19 protein-coding genes and 1 pseudogene are annotated in these 19,343 nt (G+C 64.2%); 17 read left to right on the top strand and 3 right to left on the bottom strand.

Going from position 1 to position 19,343, the window contains the following annotated elements; all coding sequences use genetic code 11:
* The first annotated feature begins 18 nt into the window (after nucleotides 1-18).
* The 12 genes and pseudogenes from NN4_RS44925 (at nucleotide 19) to NN4_RS13260 (ending at nucleotide 13,671) form a co-directional block, all read left to right on the top strand.
* Entirely contained in the window at nucleotides 19-438 is a 420-nt protein-coding gene (locus tag NN4_RS44925; protein WP_186818406.1) for a hypothetical protein, read from the top strand.
* A pseudogene (locus NN4_RS46060) lies at nucleotides 431-940 on the top strand (DNA cytosine methyltransferase); the annotation flags it as partial. The gene NN4_RS44925 and the pseudogene NN4_RS46060, both read left to right, overlap by 8 nt.
* A 360-nt stretch (nucleotides 941-1,300) precedes the next feature.
* Nucleotides 1,301-1,675, top strand: a complete 375-nt coding sequence (locus NN4_RS46065) for a hypothetical protein (RefSeq protein WP_246180861.1) — start codon at nucleotides 1,301-1,303, stop codon at nucleotides 1,673-1,675.
* Entirely contained in the window at nucleotides 1,672-1,827 is a 156-nt protein-coding gene (locus NN4_RS44930) for a hypothetical protein (protein WP_186818389.1), read from the top strand. Before NN4_RS46065 ends, NN4_RS44930 begins: the two co-directional genes overlap by 4 nt.
* Before the next feature lie 70 nt (nucleotides 1,828-1,897).
* Nucleotides 1,898-2,932 carry a hypothetical protein gene (locus NN4_RS13225; protein WP_147130219.1) on the top strand — a complete coding sequence of 345 codons (1,035 nt, stop codon included), beginning with the start codon at nucleotides 1,898-1,900 and terminating at the stop codon, nucleotides 2,930-2,932.
* Nucleotides 2,932-3,372 (top strand): hypothetical protein, encoded by a 441-nt coding sequence (locus NN4_RS45695; protein ID WP_222595048.1) that lies wholly within the window; start codon nucleotides 2,932-2,934, stop codon nucleotides 3,370-3,372. The genes NN4_RS13225 and NN4_RS45695 overlap by 1 nt, the downstream gene beginning before the upstream one ends.
* Nucleotides 3,369-4,577 (top strand): DNA-methyltransferase, encoded by a 1,209-nt coding sequence (locus NN4_RS46070; protein ID WP_246180850.1) that lies wholly within the window; start codon nucleotides 3,369-3,371, stop codon nucleotides 4,575-4,577. Before NN4_RS45695 ends, NN4_RS46070 begins: the two co-directional genes overlap by 4 nt.
* The gene (locus NN4_RS13235) at nucleotides 4,574-5,299 is read left to right on the top strand and encodes a hypothetical protein (RefSeq protein ID WP_147130221.1); all 726 of its coding nucleotides are present in this window, start codon (nucleotides 4,574-4,576) and stop codon (nucleotides 5,297-5,299) included. The genes NN4_RS46070 and NN4_RS13235 overlap by 4 nt, the downstream gene beginning before the upstream one ends.
* A 506-nt stretch (nucleotides 5,300-5,805) precedes the next feature.
* Entirely contained in the window at nucleotides 5,806-10,668 is a 4,863-nt protein-coding gene (locus tag NN4_RS13245) for a DEAD/DEAH box helicase (RefSeq protein WP_246180851.1), read from the top strand.
* Between the two features lie 456 nt (nucleotides 10,669-11,124).
* Nucleotides 11,125-11,400 carry an HNH endonuclease gene (locus NN4_RS13250; RefSeq protein WP_186818390.1) on the top strand — a complete coding sequence of 92 codons (276 nt, stop codon included), beginning with the start codon at nucleotides 11,125-11,127 and terminating at the stop codon, nucleotides 11,398-11,400.
* A gap of 229 nt (nucleotides 11,401-11,629) precedes the next feature.
* Nucleotides 11,630-12,196 carry a hypothetical protein gene (locus NN4_RS13255; RefSeq protein WP_147130223.1) on the top strand — a complete coding sequence of 189 codons (567 nt, stop codon included), beginning with the start codon at nucleotides 11,630-11,632 and terminating at the stop codon, nucleotides 12,194-12,196.
* A gap of 224 nt (nucleotides 12,197-12,420) precedes the next feature.
* Nucleotides 12,421-13,671 carry a DNA modification methylase gene (locus NN4_RS13260; RefSeq protein WP_246180852.1) on the top strand — a complete coding sequence of 417 codons (1,251 nt, stop codon included), beginning with the start codon at nucleotides 12,421-12,423 and terminating at the stop codon, nucleotides 13,669-13,671.
* A gap of 12 nt (nucleotides 13,672-13,683) precedes the next feature.
* Here NN4_RS13260 and NN4_RS13265 read toward each other — a convergent pair whose 3' ends face one another.
* The 3 genes from NN4_RS13265 to NN4_RS13275 form a co-directional block, all read right to left on the bottom strand.
* Nucleotides 13,684-13,905, bottom strand: coding sequence for a hypothetical protein (locus NN4_RS13265; RefSeq protein WP_147130224.1), 222 nt, complete (start codon nucleotides 13,903-13,905; stop codon nucleotides 13,684-13,686).
* Nucleotides 13,902-14,177: a hypothetical protein gene (locus NN4_RS13270; protein WP_147130225.1), complete on the bottom strand. Its 276-nt coding sequence runs from the start codon at nucleotides 14,175-14,177 to the stop codon at nucleotides 13,902-13,904. The genes NN4_RS13265 and NN4_RS13270 overlap by 4 nt, the downstream gene beginning before the upstream one ends.
* 426 nt (nucleotides 14,178-14,603) lie before the next feature.
* Nucleotides 14,604-14,852 (bottom strand): hypothetical protein, encoded by a 249-nt coding sequence (locus NN4_RS13275; RefSeq protein WP_147130226.1) that lies wholly within the window; start codon nucleotides 14,850-14,852, stop codon nucleotides 14,604-14,606.
* Between the two features lie 141 nt (nucleotides 14,853-14,993).
* On the opposite strand from NN4_RS13275, the gene NN4_RS13280 reads away from it, so the two are divergent.
* From NN4_RS13280 to NN4_RS13300, 5 genes are all read left to right on the top strand, one after another.
* Entirely contained in the window at nucleotides 14,994-15,392 is a 399-nt protein-coding gene (locus tag NN4_RS13280; protein ID WP_147130227.1) for a hypothetical protein, read from the top strand.
* Entirely contained in the window at nucleotides 15,392-15,688 is a 297-nt protein-coding gene (locus tag NN4_RS13285) for a terminase small subunit (RefSeq protein WP_147130228.1), read from the top strand. Before NN4_RS13280 ends, NN4_RS13285 begins: the two co-directional genes overlap by 1 nt.
* Complete coding sequence (locus NN4_RS13290) at nucleotides 15,672-17,195, top strand: terminase large subunit domain-containing protein (protein WP_147130229.1); 1,524 nt, start codon at nucleotides 15,672-15,674, stop codon at nucleotides 17,193-17,195. The genes NN4_RS13285 and NN4_RS13290 overlap by 17 nt, the downstream gene beginning before the upstream one ends.
* 151 nt (nucleotides 17,196-17,346) lie before the next feature.
* On the top strand, nucleotides 17,347-18,582 hold the full coding sequence (locus NN4_RS13295) for a phage portal protein (RefSeq protein WP_147130230.1): 1,236 nt from the start codon (nucleotides 17,347-17,349) through the stop codon (nucleotides 18,580-18,582).
* Nucleotides 18,557-19,276, top strand: coding sequence for an HK97 family phage prohead protease (locus NN4_RS13300; RefSeq protein WP_147130231.1), 720 nt, complete (start codon nucleotides 18,557-18,559; stop codon nucleotides 19,274-19,276). The genes NN4_RS13295 and NN4_RS13300 overlap by 26 nt, the downstream gene beginning before the upstream one ends.
* The last annotated feature ends 67 nt before the right edge of the window (nucleotides 19,277-19,343 follow it).

Below are 19,343 nucleotides of genomic sequence, written 5' to 3' on the forward strand. Positions count from 1 at the left end.
CCGGATCGGAGACCCGCTGTGACCATGACCGCTATCGCGCCGCATCAGCCGACGGGCAACCCCGTCGGCCCCCAGACAATCGCCGTCGAGATGACCGCAACCCCCATCGTCCTGGTAATCAATCTGCCCCATAACCCTTCCGCGCGGGCACACGCACCCACCCGAGCAACTCCGCAGCCGGAGAACCGCACCGGGGCCTGGCCGGTACACCAGAAGCCGACGCTGGTCCCGGATGGCCGTCACCTCACCAGCTCCGACCGCAGGCATCCCTGCCTGGCTCACCAGCTCGGACGGCGACACATCAGTCCCAAAGAGCCGACGCGCCTCAAAGCCCACCTGGTGCTCGGTTCGCCGCAACCAGCCGCCGGGCCATCCGTCAGCGCGAGCACCGAACCAGCGCCGCCCGACACAGACGAAGGCATCGACAGTCATGAATGAGATCAAGATCGGGTCACTATTTTCTGGCGCTGGAACACTCGATCTCGCAGCGCTGCAACTCTTTCCAGGATCGCGCCTTGTATGGCACTGCGAAAACGACCCCGCCGCCAGCCGGGTACTCGCACACCACTGGCCCCAGGTGCCCAACCTGGGTGACATCACCGAAATCCGCTGGCGCGAAGTAGAACCCGTCGACGTTCTCGTCGGCGGGTTTCCCTGCCAGGACGTCTCTCTCGCCGGACATCTCGCCGGCCTCGGCGAGGGAACACGCTCCGGGCTCTGGTCATACATGGCCGAGGCAATCGTGGCACTCGAACCTCGACATGTGCTCATCGAGAATGTCGAAGGAATTTTGAGTGCCTACGCCCTACGCGCAATGGAATCCCCGCCGAATGCTGTGGGAGAGCGCCGAGATCGATCTAGTGTCCGGGCTGCCGGTGCCGTTCTCGGCGCGCTGGCCACGCTCGGGCTCGATGCGGAATGGACGAGCTTACGTGCGTCTGCCATCGGAGCCTGCCACCGACGAAGCCGAATCTTCATCCTCGCCCACACTGCTGCCCACTCCGATGTCGCGAGACCACAAGGGCAAGGCCAATCCGCCCGGACGGACCCGAAAGAGCCGACCACGCACCCGAGGCGACGACACGCTGCCCGACGCAGTGGACCGGATCTGAGGCTGCTGCCGACGCCCTCGGTCGCCGACGGCACCGGCGGACACGTCTCGCGCTCCGGCGCCCGGATCGGGGAGCTGCTGCTCGGCGGCATCGCCCGCGCGCACGCGGCGGGCACTCTTTTGCCCACGCCCCGAGCCAGCGACGGAGCGAAAGGCTCACCCCGCCAACGTGGATCCGGTGGCGACTTCATGCTGCCCTCAGCGATCTACGCACTTACCCACGCCCCTCACCGCGGGCAGGTCCTCGACAACACCGACACCGAGCACACACATGGATCCGACGCCAGCATATGGGGCGTCTACGCGGACGCGATCGCCCGCCAGGAGGCACTGACCCGCCCGGCCCCGCCGCCAGCTGAGCCGAATCGTGACGGAAACCCCCGCCTGTCACCAAGTTTCGCGGAATGGATGATGATGATGCCCCCATCATGGGTCACCGAGCCCGAGATCGGACTCTCCCGAGTACAGCAGCTGCGCATCATCGGCAACAGCGTCGTCGTTCCGTGCGCGCTCACCGCGTTCCGGCATCTGCGCCACCGCCAGCCATTGGACGAGGTGGCATGAGGGTCCTGCGCTACGTCGACGGCACCGTCGTGTCCGAAAGCGACCTCGAAGCAATCGCGCGAGCCCTCGGCTTCTCCTCCGCCCAGCGCTGGAACGACTACCACGCCGCCGCAGAACGGCGACGACTTTCTCGGGAGAGGAACGCGGCATGAACACCTTCCGCGTCCGCGCGATGCGACCACCGCGATTTCCGCTTCCTCCACGACGCCGAAAGGAGGAGCCGTGGCTCGCGAGTTCGCGAAACTCTTTCTCAGCATCAACGGCGACGTCGACTTCGAATCGCTGACGGCGGACGCGCAAATGTTCTACACCCGAGTGCTTTTGGCCGAACCCACCCTGTCCTACTGCGGGATCGCCGACTGGCGCCCGAACAGGCTCGTGGGCCGCGCCAGCGACCTCACCCTGCCCAGGATCCTCACCGCCGCCAGCGAACTCGAACGCCGCCGCTACATCCTTGTCGACATCGCGACCGAGGAAGTGCTGGTCCGCTCACTCATTCGCCGCGACAACCTGCTGCGCAACCCGAAGATGGCCGCTGCGGTCACCACCGCCTACTACGGTGCCGCGTCGCGGACCCTGCGTGCGGCCATCGTCACCGAAATCCAACGGGTGCGCCGCGAACACCCCGAGTACAGCTCGTGGACCCACAAGGACTCCGCCGAGCGGCTCGGGCAACTACTGAGGATGCCCAACCTCGATACGGTCGGCTACACCAACACGATTCAGGTTCCCGACACCAATACCGAACCGGTTTCGAATACCAATCCGATCACCAATACCGGTCCGGTCCACAACGCCGATCCTGAACCGGTCACCGATACCGTTCCCGGCCCGAGCGAAGAACATCAATCGAATAACCAATCGAAATCGGTCCCGATTCCCAGCACCCACACCCCACACCCCACACCTTCTAGTGGTGGTGACGTAACTACGGAAGCTCACGTCGCACCCGCGGGCAGCGAACCGCCACCACGGCGCTGCCCCTCGCACCGCGACGAACCCTCACCCCCTCCCTGCCGCTCTTGCGGCGAGGCACGCAAAGCCCGTGACGCGTGGGAACGCGCTCACACCAACGAGATCCGCTCCACCGTGCGGGCCGACCGCGACGCGAGCCACGGATGCCGAATGTGCGACGGCCGCTGGCGCAACCCGCCCGCCGAACTGCTGGCCCGGCACCCCGACCCGCCCGTCGTGCGATGCGACCACCGCACCCCGACCAGCCTCGATCACTGGCACACCTCCGAGGAGGCATCCTGATGGCACCCACCGCCCGACGACCGCTTCTAGCCCTCAATCATGACGGCCCGGCAGTGCATGTGATCACCAGCGGCACCGGGGCCGACTACCAGATCGTGCGCGTCTTCACCGACCCCATCGAGGCCGGAGTGTTCCTTGTCGGGCACAACGCACGCCCGGACAACGACCAGGCACGCATCGAGGAATGGGCGATCACCCAGACCGCGCCCGAGCAAATCATGTGGTGGCGAGTCCGCTGGGATCGCGACACCGAAACCATTGAGACGCCTGAACAATTCGCGCAATGGGCCGACGAGCTATCGCTATTCAACGCCGAACCCTGCATCTGGCACACCAAGACCGGAGACATCGTCGCGCTGTCTACCGACCGCGCCCGCGCCGTCGCCGCACTCACCGCGGAGCTCACTCGCGCTACGCAGCCGGAACCGAGTCCATCGTGAGCGTCTATCACCGCGACGAGGTGACCACCTTGCACCTCGGCGACGCGCTCGAGGTGCTGCGTGAGCTGCCTGCCAGCAGCGTCGACTGTGTGGTGACCTCGCCACCGTACTGGGGGCTGCGCGACTATGGCGTGCGCGGCCAGTACGGACAGGAGGTGACACCCGAGCAATATGTCAAGACACTACGAGCGGTGTTCGCCGAGGTCCGGCGCGTCCTCACCATCGACGGCACCTGCTGGCTCAACCTCGGCGACACCTACCTCGACAAGAGCCTCGTCGGCGTGCCATGGATGGTGGCCCTCGCGCTCGGGCGCGACGGCTGGATCCGCCGAAACGCCGTGGTCTGGTACAAAACCAACGCCATGCCCTCCAGCGCGGCCGACCGCCTGTCCTCACGCTACGAGCTGATCTTCCTGCTCACCCGCTCCAAGCGGTACTGGTTCGACCTCGACGCCATCCGCAAGCCCTACACCGGAGATCGTTCAGCGTCGCGGCGCTCGCGCAGCGGGTACACCACCAAACCGAACTCGATCGCCTCCCCATGGAACGCCCAGACCAACCTCGCCGCCGACGGAACCCGCCACACCGCCGCACATCCGGCCGGCGGCAACCCCGGCGATCTCTGGGAGCAAGCCAATCAGCCCTTCGCCCAAGCCCACTTCGCAGTCATGGCCACCGCGATCGCTGAACGCTGCATCCGGGCGGGCTGCCCGCCTCGCCGCTGCCGGACCTGTGGTGCAGCGCCGACCAGAACGAGAGGTGTTCCTCTACTCGATCTTTCCCGCACGCAGGCCCGCCGCGCCCAAGCCCTCGCCGAGGCTGCCGGACTCACCGACCAGCACATCCACGCGATCCGTGCGGTCGGGATCACCGACAGCGGCAAAGCGGCCGAGTCTCAGACCGGCACCGGCAAGAACGCCGACGAGGTCCAGCGCCTGGCCGCCGAAGCTAAGCAGGCACTCGGCGGCTACTTCCGCGAATACCTGCTCGCCCGCCCGAGTACGACCGGCTGGACAGACTGCGGCCATAACGACTACCGGCGCGGCATCGTGCTGGATCCCTTTTCCGGTAGCGGCACCACCGGCCTGGCCGCCCACCGCCACGGCCGCGCCTACGTCGGCGTCGACCTCAACAGCGCCTATCTCGACCTTTCTCTTCGCACCCGGCTCCGCCAGGGCGAACTCGACCTCGGGGCCGCCTCATGACCAGCGACGAGCCAATTCACGAATGCCGCCAAGGCGTCCGTTGCAAGTCCCGCATTCGTGACGACGAGGGCTGCTGGCACGGCAGTGGGGTCGAGCGCCCCGATGCGCTGTGTCGATCCTGCGAGGAGGCCGCGTTCGCCTCGATTCGCCAGCTCTACGACGACTGGCTGCTGCTCGAAGCTGCGAAACTTCAGCCACCACCAAAGGATCGAGCACCCAAGGTCACCCACTCGACGCCGTACTCGATCCCGATCCGTCTCGATATCGACACCATCCAATCCGGTATCGAAGACGAAACCCTCACCTGGGCCAGGATCCTCACCCGCGGCGATCCCGTGCCGACGCAACGTCAGAAGTGCGTCCAGAAGTGCGTGACGATCGTGGCAGCTAACCTCGGCACCCTCGTCGACCAGCCATGGCGACGACGATGGCGAATGGCGCCACGCGCCGACGGTGGCGACGAACTCATCCACGTCGGCGTCGATGGCGTCGACGCGGTCCTGAGTCTCTCTGACTTGCATCGCCGCGCCCGAGAAGTACTCGGCCTCAACGAGACCCGCATTTGGCTGCCGGACCCCTGTCACCTCTGCGGTGTAAAAGCGCTGACCTCCTCCCCAGACCAGCAGACTGTCACCTGCCAAGCGTGCCGCGCTTCGTGGGCCAAGGAAGAATTCGCCCGGCTCAACGGCGTCGGTGTTCTCGACATGAAACGAGCATCGTGACCAGCGACCCATGGCCGTTCCCCGGCGACACCGCGCTGCAACGCGCTCGCAAGGTCGCTAGTTCCTACCGCGCCGCCCTCCATACGATCGACCCACAGCGGTGCGCTGAACTTGACGAGCGCGCCGTTGAACTCGGGCAAGGATGGGTCGCGCCTGTCGAGCTACCGGCTCACTTAGCCGAGTACGCGCTCGATGCCGAGCTGTCAGCTGCCGACATCGAGCATTTTTGGCGCATCCCCGCTTCGACCATTCGTACCTGGGCTCATCGGGGATTGATCGCATCGCGACCGGCTCTGGATGGATCACCCCGGTACGTGGTCGGTGAAGTGCTGCGCAGGAACTCCCGCCTCAGCGGGCCATAACGGCCACCCGTCTGAAACGGCCCGACTCGTAACCAATATGCGCGGGACGTCCGCGAGTAGCAGTAGGGTTTTGAGTACTTTTGGTGCAAGGTTCTCGGCGCGTGATGGCGCGTGCCTCTGGCTGTGATTGGGGAGCGAAGCTAAGTGGCCACCACGACGGTGCACGACGTTCTGAAGGCGATCCGCAAGGGTGCCACCTCAAATCGCGATCGCGGTACACGCTTCGAGGAACTGATGCTCCAGTACCTCAGCACCGACCCCGAGTGGACCGAACAGTTCAGCCGAGTGTGGATGTGGGCCGACTGGCCAGGAGCAGACGCCGACAAGCGCGACACCGGCATAGATCTCGTAGCTCAGGACCGGGAAACCGGCGGGTTCTGCGCGATCCAGTGCAAGTTCTACGAGCCTCACCACACCGTCAGTAAAGAAGACATCGACTCCTTCTTCACCGCGTCGGGCAAGGGCGGCTTCACCCGCCGCATGATTATTTCGACGACAGACAAGTGGGGCGTGCACGCCGAGGCAGCCCTGAACGACCAGCAGATCCCCGTCACGCGCCTTGGGCTGTCACAGATCGCCAGCAGTCCGGTGGAGTGGCACCTCCCGACTGTCGGTGCCCCCATCGAGCTGAGCCTGCAACAGAAGAAGGAACCACGCCCGCACCAACGCGAAGCGATCGACGATGTCTTCGCGGGCTTCGCCGACCACAACCGCGGCAAGTTGATCATGGCCTGTGGCACAGGCAAGACCTTCACCGGCCTAAAGATCGTCGAACGGCTGCAGCAGGAGCGCGCCGCCGCTGGGATGGGGGACCACACCACTGTTCTGTTTCTTGTTCCGTCCATCGCGCTGCTCTCGCAGACGCTGCGTGAATGGTCGTTCGAGACCGAAGTGCCGATGCGCGGTTTCGCGGTGTGCTCCGACCGCAAAGTCGGCAAGCAGCATACCGTGGGCGATGACAACGACATGGCCACCTACGACCTGGCCCTGCCACCGACCACGGACTCCGACCGCCTGATCCAACAGATGGCCTCGGTGGAGTCGACCGCCGGACTGACCGTGGTGTTCTCCACCTACCAATCCATCGCTACCGTCGCCGAAGCCCAGCAAAAGGGGCTGGCACGCTTCGATCTCATCCTGTGCGACGAGGCGCACCGTACGACCGGTGTCACCTTGGCCGGCCACGACGAGTCAGCATTCGTCCGGGTCCACGACGACACTTACATCGGCGCAGACCGGCGCCTCTACATGACGGCAACCCCGCGCATCTACAACGAGGACACCAAGACCGATGCGAAGAACGCCGCCGCGCTTCTGGCCTCGATGGACAACGAGGAGATGTTCGGGCCGGAGTTCCACCGCCTGGGCTTTGGCAAGGCGGTAGCACAGGGCCTGCTAACGGACTACAAGGTTTTGATCCTGACCATCGACGAGGGTGTGGTCGCAAAGACCCTCCAGAAGGGCCTCGCCAGCGGATCGGAGCTGAATCTCGACGACGCAGCCAAGATCATCGGCTGCTGGAACGCGATGGCCAAGCGCACCGGTACCTTCGCCGACGGCTCAGGCTTCACACAGGGCGAGACGCCAATGAAGCGCGCAGTCGCCTTCGCACGATCTATCGCTGATTCCAAGGAGATCGCCGCACGCTTCAACGAGGTTGTCGACGCCTACGACGACGCGGACGACACCTTGTTGCATTGCGAGGTCGACCATGTCGATGGCACATTCAATACTCTGGAACGCAACCGGCTTCTCGACTGGCTCAAGCAAGATCCGGGCCAAAACCAAGCCCGCATTCTCTCCAATGCCCGATGCCTGTCCGAGGGCGTCGATGTTCCCAGCCTGGACGCGGTTCTCTTCCTGCACCCCCGCAACTCCGTGGTAGACGTTGTCCAGTCCGTCGGCCGCGTGATGCGCCTGGCCACAGGCAAGAACTATGGCTACATCATCCTGCCCGTCGCCATCCCTGCCGGTATGCCAGCCGAGAAAGCGCTCGCTGACAACCAGCGGTTCAAGACCGTTTGGCAGGTCCTTCAAGCTCTGCGCGCCCACGACGACCGCTTCAACGCGACCGTCAACCAGATTGAGCTGAACAAGAACAAGCCCGACAACAAGATCGGCATCGGCCATGTCGGCCCCAACGACGAGGCCATCGGTGACCAGGACGGCTCCAGCACCTCCGACAGCGGCCAAGCCGCCCAGAGTAAGCACGCCCAGAGTGCTCAGGGCATCCAGGACGCACTCTTCTCCATCAGTGACTGGCGCGACGCCATCTACGCCCGCATCGTCGACAAGGTCGGCGAGCGTCATTACTGGGAGGACTGGGCCAAGGACATCGCCCAGATTGCCGACCGACACGTCACCCGTATCAAGGCTGCTCTGGCGATTCCGGAGAAGCAGGCTGCGTTCGAGGAGTTCGTCGGGGAGCTGCGCGAGACCATCAACCCCGGTGTCACCAATTCTGACGCCATCGACATGCTTGCCCAGCACATCGTCACCAAGCCAGTCTTCGACGCCCTGTTTAAGGACTACGGCTTCGCCGAACACAACCCGGTATCCAAGGCTATGCAGCGGATGCTCGATATTCTCGACGACCAGGGCCTCGACGCAGAAGCCAAGACCTTGGAGGGTTTCTACACCTCGGTGAGGGATCGCGCCGAGGGCATTGACAACCACGAGGGGCGCCAGCGCGTCATCGTCGAGTTGTACGACAAATTCTTCAAGACCGCTTTGCCGAAGACCGCCGACTCTCTGGGCATCGTCTACACGCCGATCGAGGTCGTCGACTTCATCATCCGCGCCACCGAACAGGCTCTGGCCAAACATCTCGGCCGCTCCCTGTCCGACGAGGGCGTCCAGATCATCGATCCGTTCGTTGGCACCGGCACCTTTCCTGTGCGACTGCTGCAGTCCGGGATCATCAAGCCCGGGGACCTGCTCCGCAAATACACAAGCGAACTGCACGCCAACGAAATTGTGCTGCTGGCCTACTACATCGCCGCCATTAACATCGAGGCCGCATTCCACGACCTCGTCGGCGGTGACTACCAACCCTTCGAAGGCATCGTCCTTACCGACACCTTCCAGCTGGCCGAAGGTACAGCGAAACTCGAGGGTATGGATGTCCTGGAAGGCAACAGTGCACGGGCGAAGAAGCAGCAAAAACAGGGCATCACCGTGGTCGTTGGCAACCCCCCGTACTCAGTCGGACAGGACAATCAGAACGACGATAACCAGAACCTAAAGTATGAAGTACTGGATGAGCGAATTAAGCAAACATACGCTTCCTTGTCAACCGCCACGAACAAGAATTCGCTATATGACTCTTACTATCGAGCTATCCGCTGGGCTTCAGATCGCATAAAGAACGAAGGAATCGTCGCCTTCGTATCAAATGGTGGATACATCGATGGCAACACCGCAGATGGCATGCGCAGGTCGTTGACGGACGAATTCGACGCGATCTATTGCTACAATCTGCGGGGTAACCAGCGCACGCACGATTGGAAACGAGAAGGCGGCAAGGTATTCGGGTCTGGAAGTCAGAACACTGTCGCCATCCTGATACTTGTCAAAGGTGGTAAAACTGCCCCTGGCGCAGGTTGTATGCTGAATTATCGGGATGTTGGCGACTATCTTAGCCGCGAAGACAAACTCCGCATAGTAGGATCACAGGACCTCCACGCGGTGGAGTGGGAGTCGCTCACCCCAAATGCGAATGGGGACTGGATAAATCAACGAGACGAGCGCTTCGCGGAATTCCAGGCTATTGCAACTAAAGATAAGGGCGAATCGAACAAGCCAATCTTCGAACTGTTCTCCCGAGGGCTGGAGACTGGTCGTGACTACTGGGTATACAGCTTCTCGAAAGACCGCTTGGCGGGAAATGTTCAGGCCTCGATTGACTTCTATAACGAGCAAGCGGCCAGTTTTAGGGAGCACTGCAAGGCCAAGAGGATTACGGCTCCCAAGGTCACTGACGTCGACGAGTTCATAGATCGCGATCCCAAAAAAATTAGCTGGAATCGCATCGACAAAATCCGGGCGGCCAAGGGGTCCGTATACAGTTATGACTCTGAGCGAGTTTCTGTCGCCAGCTATCGCCCTTTCTCCAAGCAGTGGGTTTACTTCGATACGCAAATGAATAGTTATGTGAATCAGTTGCCGCGGATGTTCCCTGCGCCGGAATATGCCAACTTGGGCTTTTATATTACCGGAACTGGATCTGACGAGCCCTTTTCGGTCCTGATGACGGACGTTGTCCCTGATTTGCATGCAGTTGGCACGAAGAGTGTTGGCCCATACTTCCCTCGGTTTGCATATCGTGAATTGAAAATTGAGGGAGGCTTCGATTTCGGTGAAAGCGGCAAATCTTACGAACGCTGCGACAATATTACAGACGCTGCTCTCCGTGAATTCCAGAATGCCTACAATGACCCCCTTCTCTCCAAGGATGACTGCTTCTACTACACCTATGCGCTGCTGCATTCCCCGGAATATCGCGATCGTTTCGCCGCCGACCTGAAGAGGTCAGTACCACGCATCCCGAAGACACGTGACTTCCACGGCTTCGCCCAGGCTGGCCGCACCCTAGCGGACCTTCACGTCAATTATGAGCAAGCGGAACCGTACAAGGGCATCGTCGAGAAGGTCTCCGGCGACGCTCCCGACGCGTCACCCTCGCTGTTGTATCGCGTCGCCAAGATGAAAATTCCCAAATTGAAGGGGCAGCAAGACCGGTCGACGATCGTCTACAACAACCGTGTCACCCTCTCCAATATCCCGGAGGAGGCGTACCGCTATCAGCTCGGCGCCCGATCCGCCATCGAATGGCTTATCGACCGGTATCAGGTCAAAGTTGACAAGGCATCGGGGATCACCAACGATCCCAACGATTGGTCCGACGATCCGCGCTACATCATCGACCTCGTCAAACGGATCGTGACGGTTAGCCTCGCGACGATGAGGATCGTGGATGCTTTGCCGCCGCTGGAGATCCTCGACTAGCTACTTGCTGAAGTCTTGATTCAGACGCTGCCGAATACGCGTCTCTAGAAACACAGCACACTGGTGTACCTGTGATAGGGCCAGATTAAACGGTCCGGACGGGTAAGCCATCGGCGAAAATCTCCAGCGGCTTGACATCCACCGCACGTCTCAGGGACGCTGGAGGCGCGAGTGGTACACCTGTACCTGTAGGGCCTCGATCCGTCTCTTCGGATCGGGGCCTGACTCATTTGAGCAGGGCTTCGCCGTGCTTGAGCGCACTCGCAATCCCACTGCGCCACAAGACATTGGCGCCCCTCGTCGACGTGCGGCGACACATCCCATCAGTTCTGAAAGGACTCGACATGCCTTTGTTCATTCAGTGGATCCTTTGGTTGGTCGCCCTAACCCAGCTGGGCAGCGGCTCGGCCAGCGGTTCTGCTGGTCTCCCGACCGGCAGCTGATCAACCGACGACGGTGACGACGGACCCGCGCCAGACCCACCGGTGGCGGGCCATCGTCGCTGACCTTCGTGCCCGGAGGCTGCCGTGCTGGCGCTGCGGGCAGCCGATCGACTATGACGCTGCCCGGTTCGCATCGGATGGCTTCGAGGCTGATCACGTCTATCCGGTCAGCACCCACCCAAACCTGGCTCTGGACCCGGCCAACGCGCGAGCAAGTCACTTGCGCTGCAACCGGTCTCGCGGCAACGACGCCCCGAAGGCAGGGGCATGGGTGCGCTCGGACTTCTGATACCTCGCAGGCGACTGCGGTCGTATTTGTAAGCTCTGGTCGATGAGTACGCTGAGCTGGTCCCGGAACAGACATCGTCGGCTCAAGCCCGCCATTCCATCACCTCGAGCGAACCAACGCCGCTCAGCAACCTGAGGTCCAGCCGATGCCGCAATACCGTGAAATCATCCACGTCGCCGCAGTAGGGGACGACCGAATCTCGACGCACCTTGGTCCTCTGCTGATGCGAATGAGCAAGGCGCTGTCAGTGGCTGGGACTCGGCGACGGTTCGGTCCGCTCGACCGAGAGCCCGACAGTACATACATCCACGACGTCCAGACCGTCGAGGACCTCGTTGCTGCACTACAACATTCATCCACGATCACGCTCGTCACGGGCCACGGCGGATGGGGTACTGGTAGTGACTGGAAAATCGGTCACGGCGAGTACAGCCCCCTGATATCGATCGGTGATCTTGCGCCGCTGGTCGGGCAGATTCCGACCAAGATGCTCATAGTCTCGGCATGCCACGCGACTAACGCTGCGTCACAGTGGAGGTCGCTCCTCGCGAACGATGGGGTCCTCGTGGCCGTCGAAGGCCCGATACAGGTCGTCGACGCTGCGCGCTGGCTGACGACACTGCTGAGTGCGCTGGCGGCATACGGCGGCAAGAGAGAAGAGCCGCTGACGGCGGCCCAGCTGTCCGCAGCATTCGACACCGCCCGTGGTTGCTTGCAGCTTCAGCAAGGAGCCTCGGGAATCAAGAATAGGCGGCCCGCCTTCGAACCGGTATCACTGGTGTTCAGAAAGTTCTGAGTCCGCTTCATCGGGCTTGGCCCACCACGCCAGACTTAGTTCCCGTAAAAAGCCAATCGATATTCGGCACTTGAGCGAGTTGGCGGGTCTAACGGGGGAGGGGCGGGTGGAAAGTTGAAGGCGATCGGCTCCTCGAATCCTCGGGCACTGGGCAATCTCCCCCCGCGGGCATACCCCCATCGCGCGAGGCACGCGGAACTTCCAGTGGCCGGCGAGGTGTGCACGTGAGTCGCCCGGTCGCCTCGATCCGATTCGACACCCTCGCCGTGGATCGACTGCACACCTTCGAGGGCAACCCACGCCGAGGCAACGTCGACGCAATCGCGCAATCCCTCGACGCCACCGGCCAGTACCGGCCCGTCGTGGTCAACGAAGGCACCCTCACCGGTAGAGCCTTCGAAGTGCTCGCGGGCAACCACACCCTGCTCGCCGCGCGGCAACTCGGCTGGGCGGAGTTGGCCGTCGGGATCATCGACGTCGACGAGCAGACCGCGCGACGCATCGTCGCCGCCGACAACCGCACCGCCGATCTTGGCGATTACGACCACACCGCGCTGTTCGAACTTCTCGACGGCCTCGACGATCTGGCCGGAACTGGTTACAGCACCGAGGATTTCGACAAGCTCGTCGCCGAGATCATCTCGCGCGAGACCCGCACCGACCCCGACGACGCCCCGGAGCTGCCCGACGATCCGATCAGCGTGACCGGCGACATCTGGCAGCTGGGGCCGCACAGGCTCGCGGTTGGCGACGCCACCGACTTCGCCGCGCTCGAAGCGCTCATGGACGGCGAGCAGGCCGACTGCGTGTGGACCGACCCACCCTACGGAGTCGACTACGTCGGCAAGACCAAGGACGCCCTGCGGATCCAAGGGGACGCCGCCGGTGATCTCGACGACCTGCTCGGCGGGGCGTTCGCCTCGATGGTCGCGGTCGCCCGGCCCGGCGCACCGGTCTATGTCGCCCACGCTGACTCCGAGCGCCTGCGGTTCGAGACCGCGCTGCGCCAAGCCGGAGTGCTTGTCCGCCAAAACCTGGTGTGGGTGAAGAACACGATCGTCATGGGTCGCAGCGACTACCACTACAAGCACGAGCCGATCCTGTACGGGTTTGTCCCCGGCGGGGAGGGGCGGCTGGGCAGAGGTGGGGACCGCTGGCACGGAGACAACGCCCAGTCCACAACGTTCGAGTTCGACAAGCCCTTGGCCAACCGTGACCACCCGACCATGAAGCCGGTCGCGCTCATCGAAGCGATGCTGGCCAACTCGCTGCGGCCCGGTGGCCGGGTCCTCGATCTGTTCGGTGGCAGCGGCTCTACTCTCATCGCCGCCCACCAGCACGGCTCTGTCGCCCGACTGGTCGAGCTGGACCCGCGCTACGCCGACGTCATTTGCCGCCGCTCTCAGGAGCACACCGGGGTTGTTCCGATCCGAAATGACGGCGAGGCCGTGGATTTCACGGCCTCGCGTGGGTGAGCGGTGTCGATGTCAGAATTCGGCGACCACGGCGATCTGCTCGGGTGTCGGATTCGGGATCTCCTCGATCTCGTCGAGGGTGCACAGGTCGAATGCGCCATCCGCCCAGCGGATCTCGGCGAGCCCGTGGTGGGCGAACCCGTCCGGGTCGATCGCTGGGCAGGCGATGACCTTGCCGACGGTTGTGTCGACGCCGGTCGCTCCGAGCCAGTAGACCAGCGTGCCGGGAATCATGCCCGCCTCTGATTCTCGATGGCCGACGCGACGGCGGAGTCGATCCACTCGGCGAACTCCGTCGCCTGCTCGGGCAGCAACGTCAAGATCACGTCGTTGCCGTTGATGGCGTCGTAGACGGCGATCCGTACGGTGCCGCCCCGGACGTCGACCAGAGCGTGTCCCCAGTCGTCAACCGTGACGCCCTCCCAGTCCATCCAGTCGCCCGCGTCGGGGTCCGGCTCGTCGTTCCACTCGACCTCCAGCTCCTCTTTGCGTCGGTCCTCGGTCATCGTGGTGCCCCCTCCTGGTGTCGGTACACCACCATGAACGCTCTGACCGCGAACGAAGTCAAGCGCCGGATCACGACGAAATATGTTGCTGCACAACGTATTACGGAGCTATGGTGTGATCGCTTCCGGATCGCGACCGGAAGATGGACCCGCCGCCGACGGGCGGCGGGGTGGAGCCTCGGTAGGCCCAGCCAGAGGGCTGGTGTCCGAGTTCGACTCTCGGACTCCACGCGGACGGGGCATCCGCTCGCTACGGACCCCCGACCCCGGCGGGGACGCACGCCCCGCCGGAGCTGGCGGCGGACTGCGCTGCTCGGCCTGGACCGGACGGTAGCTCCGGATGGAAAGGGCAGGGGAGCGCAGTCCGCCGCACGCTGATCGTGTCGCCGGGTCAGCGATCGGACGATTGGTTCGTTCGGCTGTCGCCTAGCTCTGATCGGCGATCCAGCACAGGAAGCAGTCCGCCTCCCTATGGGCGGCGATGTCGTCACCTACTCGTTCGAGCAGGATGCGGTGGCGGGCCTGGTGCCAGTCCTGAGTTTCGAACAGGACCTCGAAGCGGCACAGCCGATCGTCATCAGGGCGATACGTCGACGCCGCGACGTACCCATCGAGGTGAGGCTCGGTCGAGCTCCTGCGCCACACCACGTAGGTGTTCGGTTCGTGCTGGTACATCGTGTTGTCCCTCCCTGAGCCTGTGGGCTGCCCGGCCATCGCAGGCGGCCATGACCATGAACGCTCTGTCATTGCTGGAAGTCAAGCCGACGCCGATGAGTCGGAAAGCGTTGCACCACAAGGGTTGTGAGGAGTCTGACGATGCCGAAAAATGCTGTCGCGCAACAGGCTCTGCAGTTGCGGAAGGCTGGTGTGGCGTACGCGAAGATCGCCGAGCAGCTCGGTGTCAGCGAAGCTGAGACCTACGACTTGGTGACCGCCGCGCTGCAGGCGCGCGAGGAAGCACCCGAGACCCGTGTCCGCCTGGACCTCGAACGGTTGGACTCGATGCTGCTCGGTCTGTGGAAGCGCATCGGCCAGGGCGATCCGAAAGCTGTGGAACAGGGCCTGGAGGTGATGCGGTTGCGCGCGGACATGCTCGCCGGTCGCGCCGCCCCTGGTGACGGCGGCGAGGTCGGGGACTACCTGGAATCGGTGAAAGCCGCTGCGCGGGAGAACAAGCAGAGCGCTGGGACGCGGCTGCGGGCGGTGGAGTCCTGATGGCGCGCTCGTTGCCGGAGTCGGTCGCGGCCGCGGTCGAGGAGATGACGTGGCTGACTCCGGCCGATCAGGCGGCGGTCGATCTGGCGCTGCGTTACGCGGTGCAGATCGAAGCCGGTATCAGTCGCGGCGGATCCGATGCGACCAAGGCTCTGTATCTCGGTCCGCATCTGCTGCGGGCGCTGGCCGAGCTGGGCGGCACTCCGGGAGGCCGGCGAGCCTTCGGTGATGGCGGCGGCGAGGGCGTCGAATCCACCTTGACCAGGCTGCGGCGCGAGTTTGGACACTCCGCGTAGAGGCTGTGAACAGCCCAGGATCTTCACTCCGCCGCTGCGGGAGCTGACGCGGGAGACCACTCACGGCTTCTCGGTAATCGACTTCGCCGAGACAACGTTGGGGATCGTGCTGTTGCCATGGCAGAAGTGGCTGTTCATCCACGCCCTCGAACTGCGCCCCGACGGGCTCTACCGGTTCCGCACAGTGCTGGTCCTCATAGCCCGTCAGAACGGCAAGACGCTGTGCATGCTGATCCTCGCGCTGTGGCACATCTACGTCCGCGGCTCGCGCACCGTGATCGGCACCGCCCAGGACCTGGCCAACGCGGAGAAGGCGTGGGGCGAGGCGGTCGACATCGCCGAAGCCGTCCCAGATCTCGCGATCGGGATCCGGCATGTGGTCAAGACCAACGGCAAGAAGTCGCTGAAACTGCAAGCGGGCGAGCAATACCGGGTCGCCGCCGCGTCCCGACGAGGCGCCCGCGGCTTCTCCGGCGACCTCGTGCTCCTTGATGAGCTTCGTGAGCACCAGTCCTGGGACGCATGGGGAGCCTCGACCAAAACCACGCTCGCTAGGCCGCACGCCCAGGTGTGGGGCTTCTCCAACGCGGGCGACTCGCTGTCGGTGGTGCTGCGCTACCTGCGCGCCCTGGCCCACCAGGTGCTCGGCTGGCCCGACGGAGACGCCGACGCCACCGCGCTCGAACTCGTCGCCGACGATCTCGTCGACGAACCCGACGAAGACGACTCGCTGGCACTGTTCGAATGGTCCGCGCCGCCGAGCGCGGATCGCCGCGACCGCGACGCCTGGGCGCAGGCCAACCCCAGCCTGGGCTACACGATCACTGAACGCGCGATCGCCGCCGCCCTGCGCACCGACCCACCAGCGGTGTTCTCCGTCGAGGTGCTGTGCCGATGGCTCGAATCAGCCGCCGCCGGACCCTTCGGCGACGGGACCTGGGCAGCGAGCCTGGACGCTGGCTCGCGCATCGCCGAGGGATCGCGCCGCGTGGTGGGCGTGGACGTGTCGTGGAACCGCTCGAGCACTTACATCGCGTTGGCAGGGTTGCGCGCCGACGGGCGCGCGCACGTGGAGATCACCGCCGACCGCGCGGGAACCGACTGGGTCCTCGACTGGCTGCTGCAACGCCGCGACCGGATCGAAGCCGTGGTGCTGCAGGCCAACGGCGCACCGGTATCGAGCCTGCTCGACGCACTGACCGCTGCAGGGCTTCCGGTGCTGGCCTGGGCCGGTCCCGATCTCGGGCGCGCGACCGGGCAAGCATTCGACCTGGTCGACAACAAACGCCTGCGCCACCTCCCACACCCCGGACTCGACCTGGCCGCGACCACGGCGACGGTGCGGCCGGTCGGGGATGCGTGGGTGATCGACCGCAAACGCTCACCGAGCGACGCCGCGCCGCTGGTGGCCGCGATCGCGGCGTTGTGGGCGCTGCTGTCACCGGACGACCCGGCCCCACAGATCCATGACTGGCCCGAGGAATTGTGGGAGGAAACCAGCGTATGAGAGCCAAAACTATACTGTTGCTCGATATTTCGGGCACAGCGGCGATATTGGGCGGGCTGTGGCTGTTGGGGTCAGCGTTCCTTCTCATCGGTGCTGGGGCGATCTCTCTGATCGCGGCGGCACTGGTCGACCGACGACGGATCGATCGCTCGTGAGTTTGCTGTCGCGGCTATTCGGTGACGGAGGCGAGGCGCGAGCGCTCACCGAGCTGTCGTCGATCCCCTCGAACTGGTCGGATACCTCCGAATCCGGGATCGCGGTCTCCGAACGCACTGCCCTGCAGCACGTCACCGTCTACGCCTGCGTGCGCCTGCTGGCCGATGCGGTCGCGTCGTTGCCGGTCGACGCTTACCGCCGACGTGGAGAGGTCCGTGAGGAGATCTCGCCCGCTCCGTTGTGGGTGCGGCGTCCGGACCCGAGATGGACCCGCTTCGAGTGGCTGTTCCAGGTGGTGTGCTCACTGGCGTTGCGCGGCAACGCCTATCTGCACATCACCGCCCGCGATCTGAGCCAGTTCCCGACTGTGCTCGAACCGCTGCACCCCGACGAGGTGATCCTGCATGGGGTCGACTCCCGAGGTGTCCCCACCGGCGGCAAGGTCTTCTATTCCGTGCTCGGCCAACAGGTCCCGGCTGCCGACATCGTGCACCTGCGCCGCTTCGTGCTCCCCGGCAGCTTGATCGGGCTCAGCCCCATCACCCAGGCCCGCCAGAGCATCGGACTCGGGCTGGCCGCCGAACGGTTCGGGGCACGCTGGTTCGGCCAATCGGCCAACCCTTCCAGCGTGCTGGAGACCGACCAGCCACTCTCGGCCGAGGCCGTGACTCACCTGCAGCGCCAGTGGATCTCCTCCCACGGCGGACGCCGCCACCCAGCGGTGCTCTCCGGTGGAGTGAAGTGGCGCCCGATCTCCATCACCCCAGAAGAGTCGCAGTTCCTGGCCACCCGCGAGTTCCAGCGTGCCGAGATCGCGATGCTCTACGGCATCCCGCCGCACATGATCGGCGACACCCAGAAATCGACCAGCTGGGGCGCGGGCATCGAAGCCCAAGGCATCGGGTTCACCACCTTCACCCTGCGCCCATGGCTGGCCTGCATCGAAGACGCCCTCTCTGACCTGCTGCCCCGCGGGCAGTTCGCCAAATTCAACGTCGGCGGCCTGCTGCGCGGAGACCAGCGCGCCCGTTACGACGCCTACGCCTCCGCGCGCAACGCCGGATGGATGTCGGTCAACGAGATCCGCGCGCTGGAAGACCTGCCGCCGATCCCCGGCGGCGACTCCTACATCCAGCCCCTTAACTACGGCCCGCTTGGCGCGGACCCCACCACCCCCGACCAGCCCGCACCCGAGGAGGACCCGAGTGGACCGCTCGACGAAGCTGCGTGACTCACGCGAGATCCGTTCCTACGCAGCTCATCACGTACAGCTTCGCAGCCGCGACGACGAACTGACCTTGCGCGGATACGCCTCGATCTTCGATGCCCCATATGAGATGTATGGCGGATCCGACGCTGGCGGATGGGACGAGACCGTCGACCCCGGCGCCTTCGACATCACCCTGCGCGAACGCCCCGACCTGCACCTGCTCATCAATCACGACGGAATGCCCCTGGCGAGAACGAAATCCGGCACTCTGCGGCTCTCGGCAGACCGGCAGGGCCTGGCCGTCGAAGCCGACCTCGACCGCCGCGACCCCGATGTCGCACGCCTGGAAACGAAGATGAGCCGAGGCGACATGGACGAGATGAGCTTCGCGTTCCGCGTCAAGAACGACTCCTGGAACCGCGAACAGACCACCCGCCGCATCACCGAAATCAGCCTGCACAAAGGCGACGTCTCGGTGGTGAACTTCGGCGCGAACCCCGCCACCTCGGCCAGCTTGCGCGGGTTGCTTGACGCGCTGGCCGAGGCCGAGGTCGATGATGCCCTGCTGGCCGAGGCCCGATCCGTTGGCGCGGACCGCCTCGGCTCGGCCCACGAACTGCTGGGCCGCCTGCGTGGCGCACTACGACCGAAGCGTTCCGACACCCTGCGCGTCGCGCAGCTCATCGCACTCGGTGAGGGCACCGACCTGAAGTAGTCCACAGCCACTCACAGCTTTATCCCCAACTTCCACAACCTGTTTCCCGAGTCCTGGCACTGGATCG

It is taken from the genome of Nocardia ninae NBRC 108245 (genome assembly GCF_007990755.1).
Lineage (GTDB): Bacteria > Actinomycetota > Actinomycetes > Mycobacteriales > Mycobacteriaceae > Nocardia > Nocardia ninae.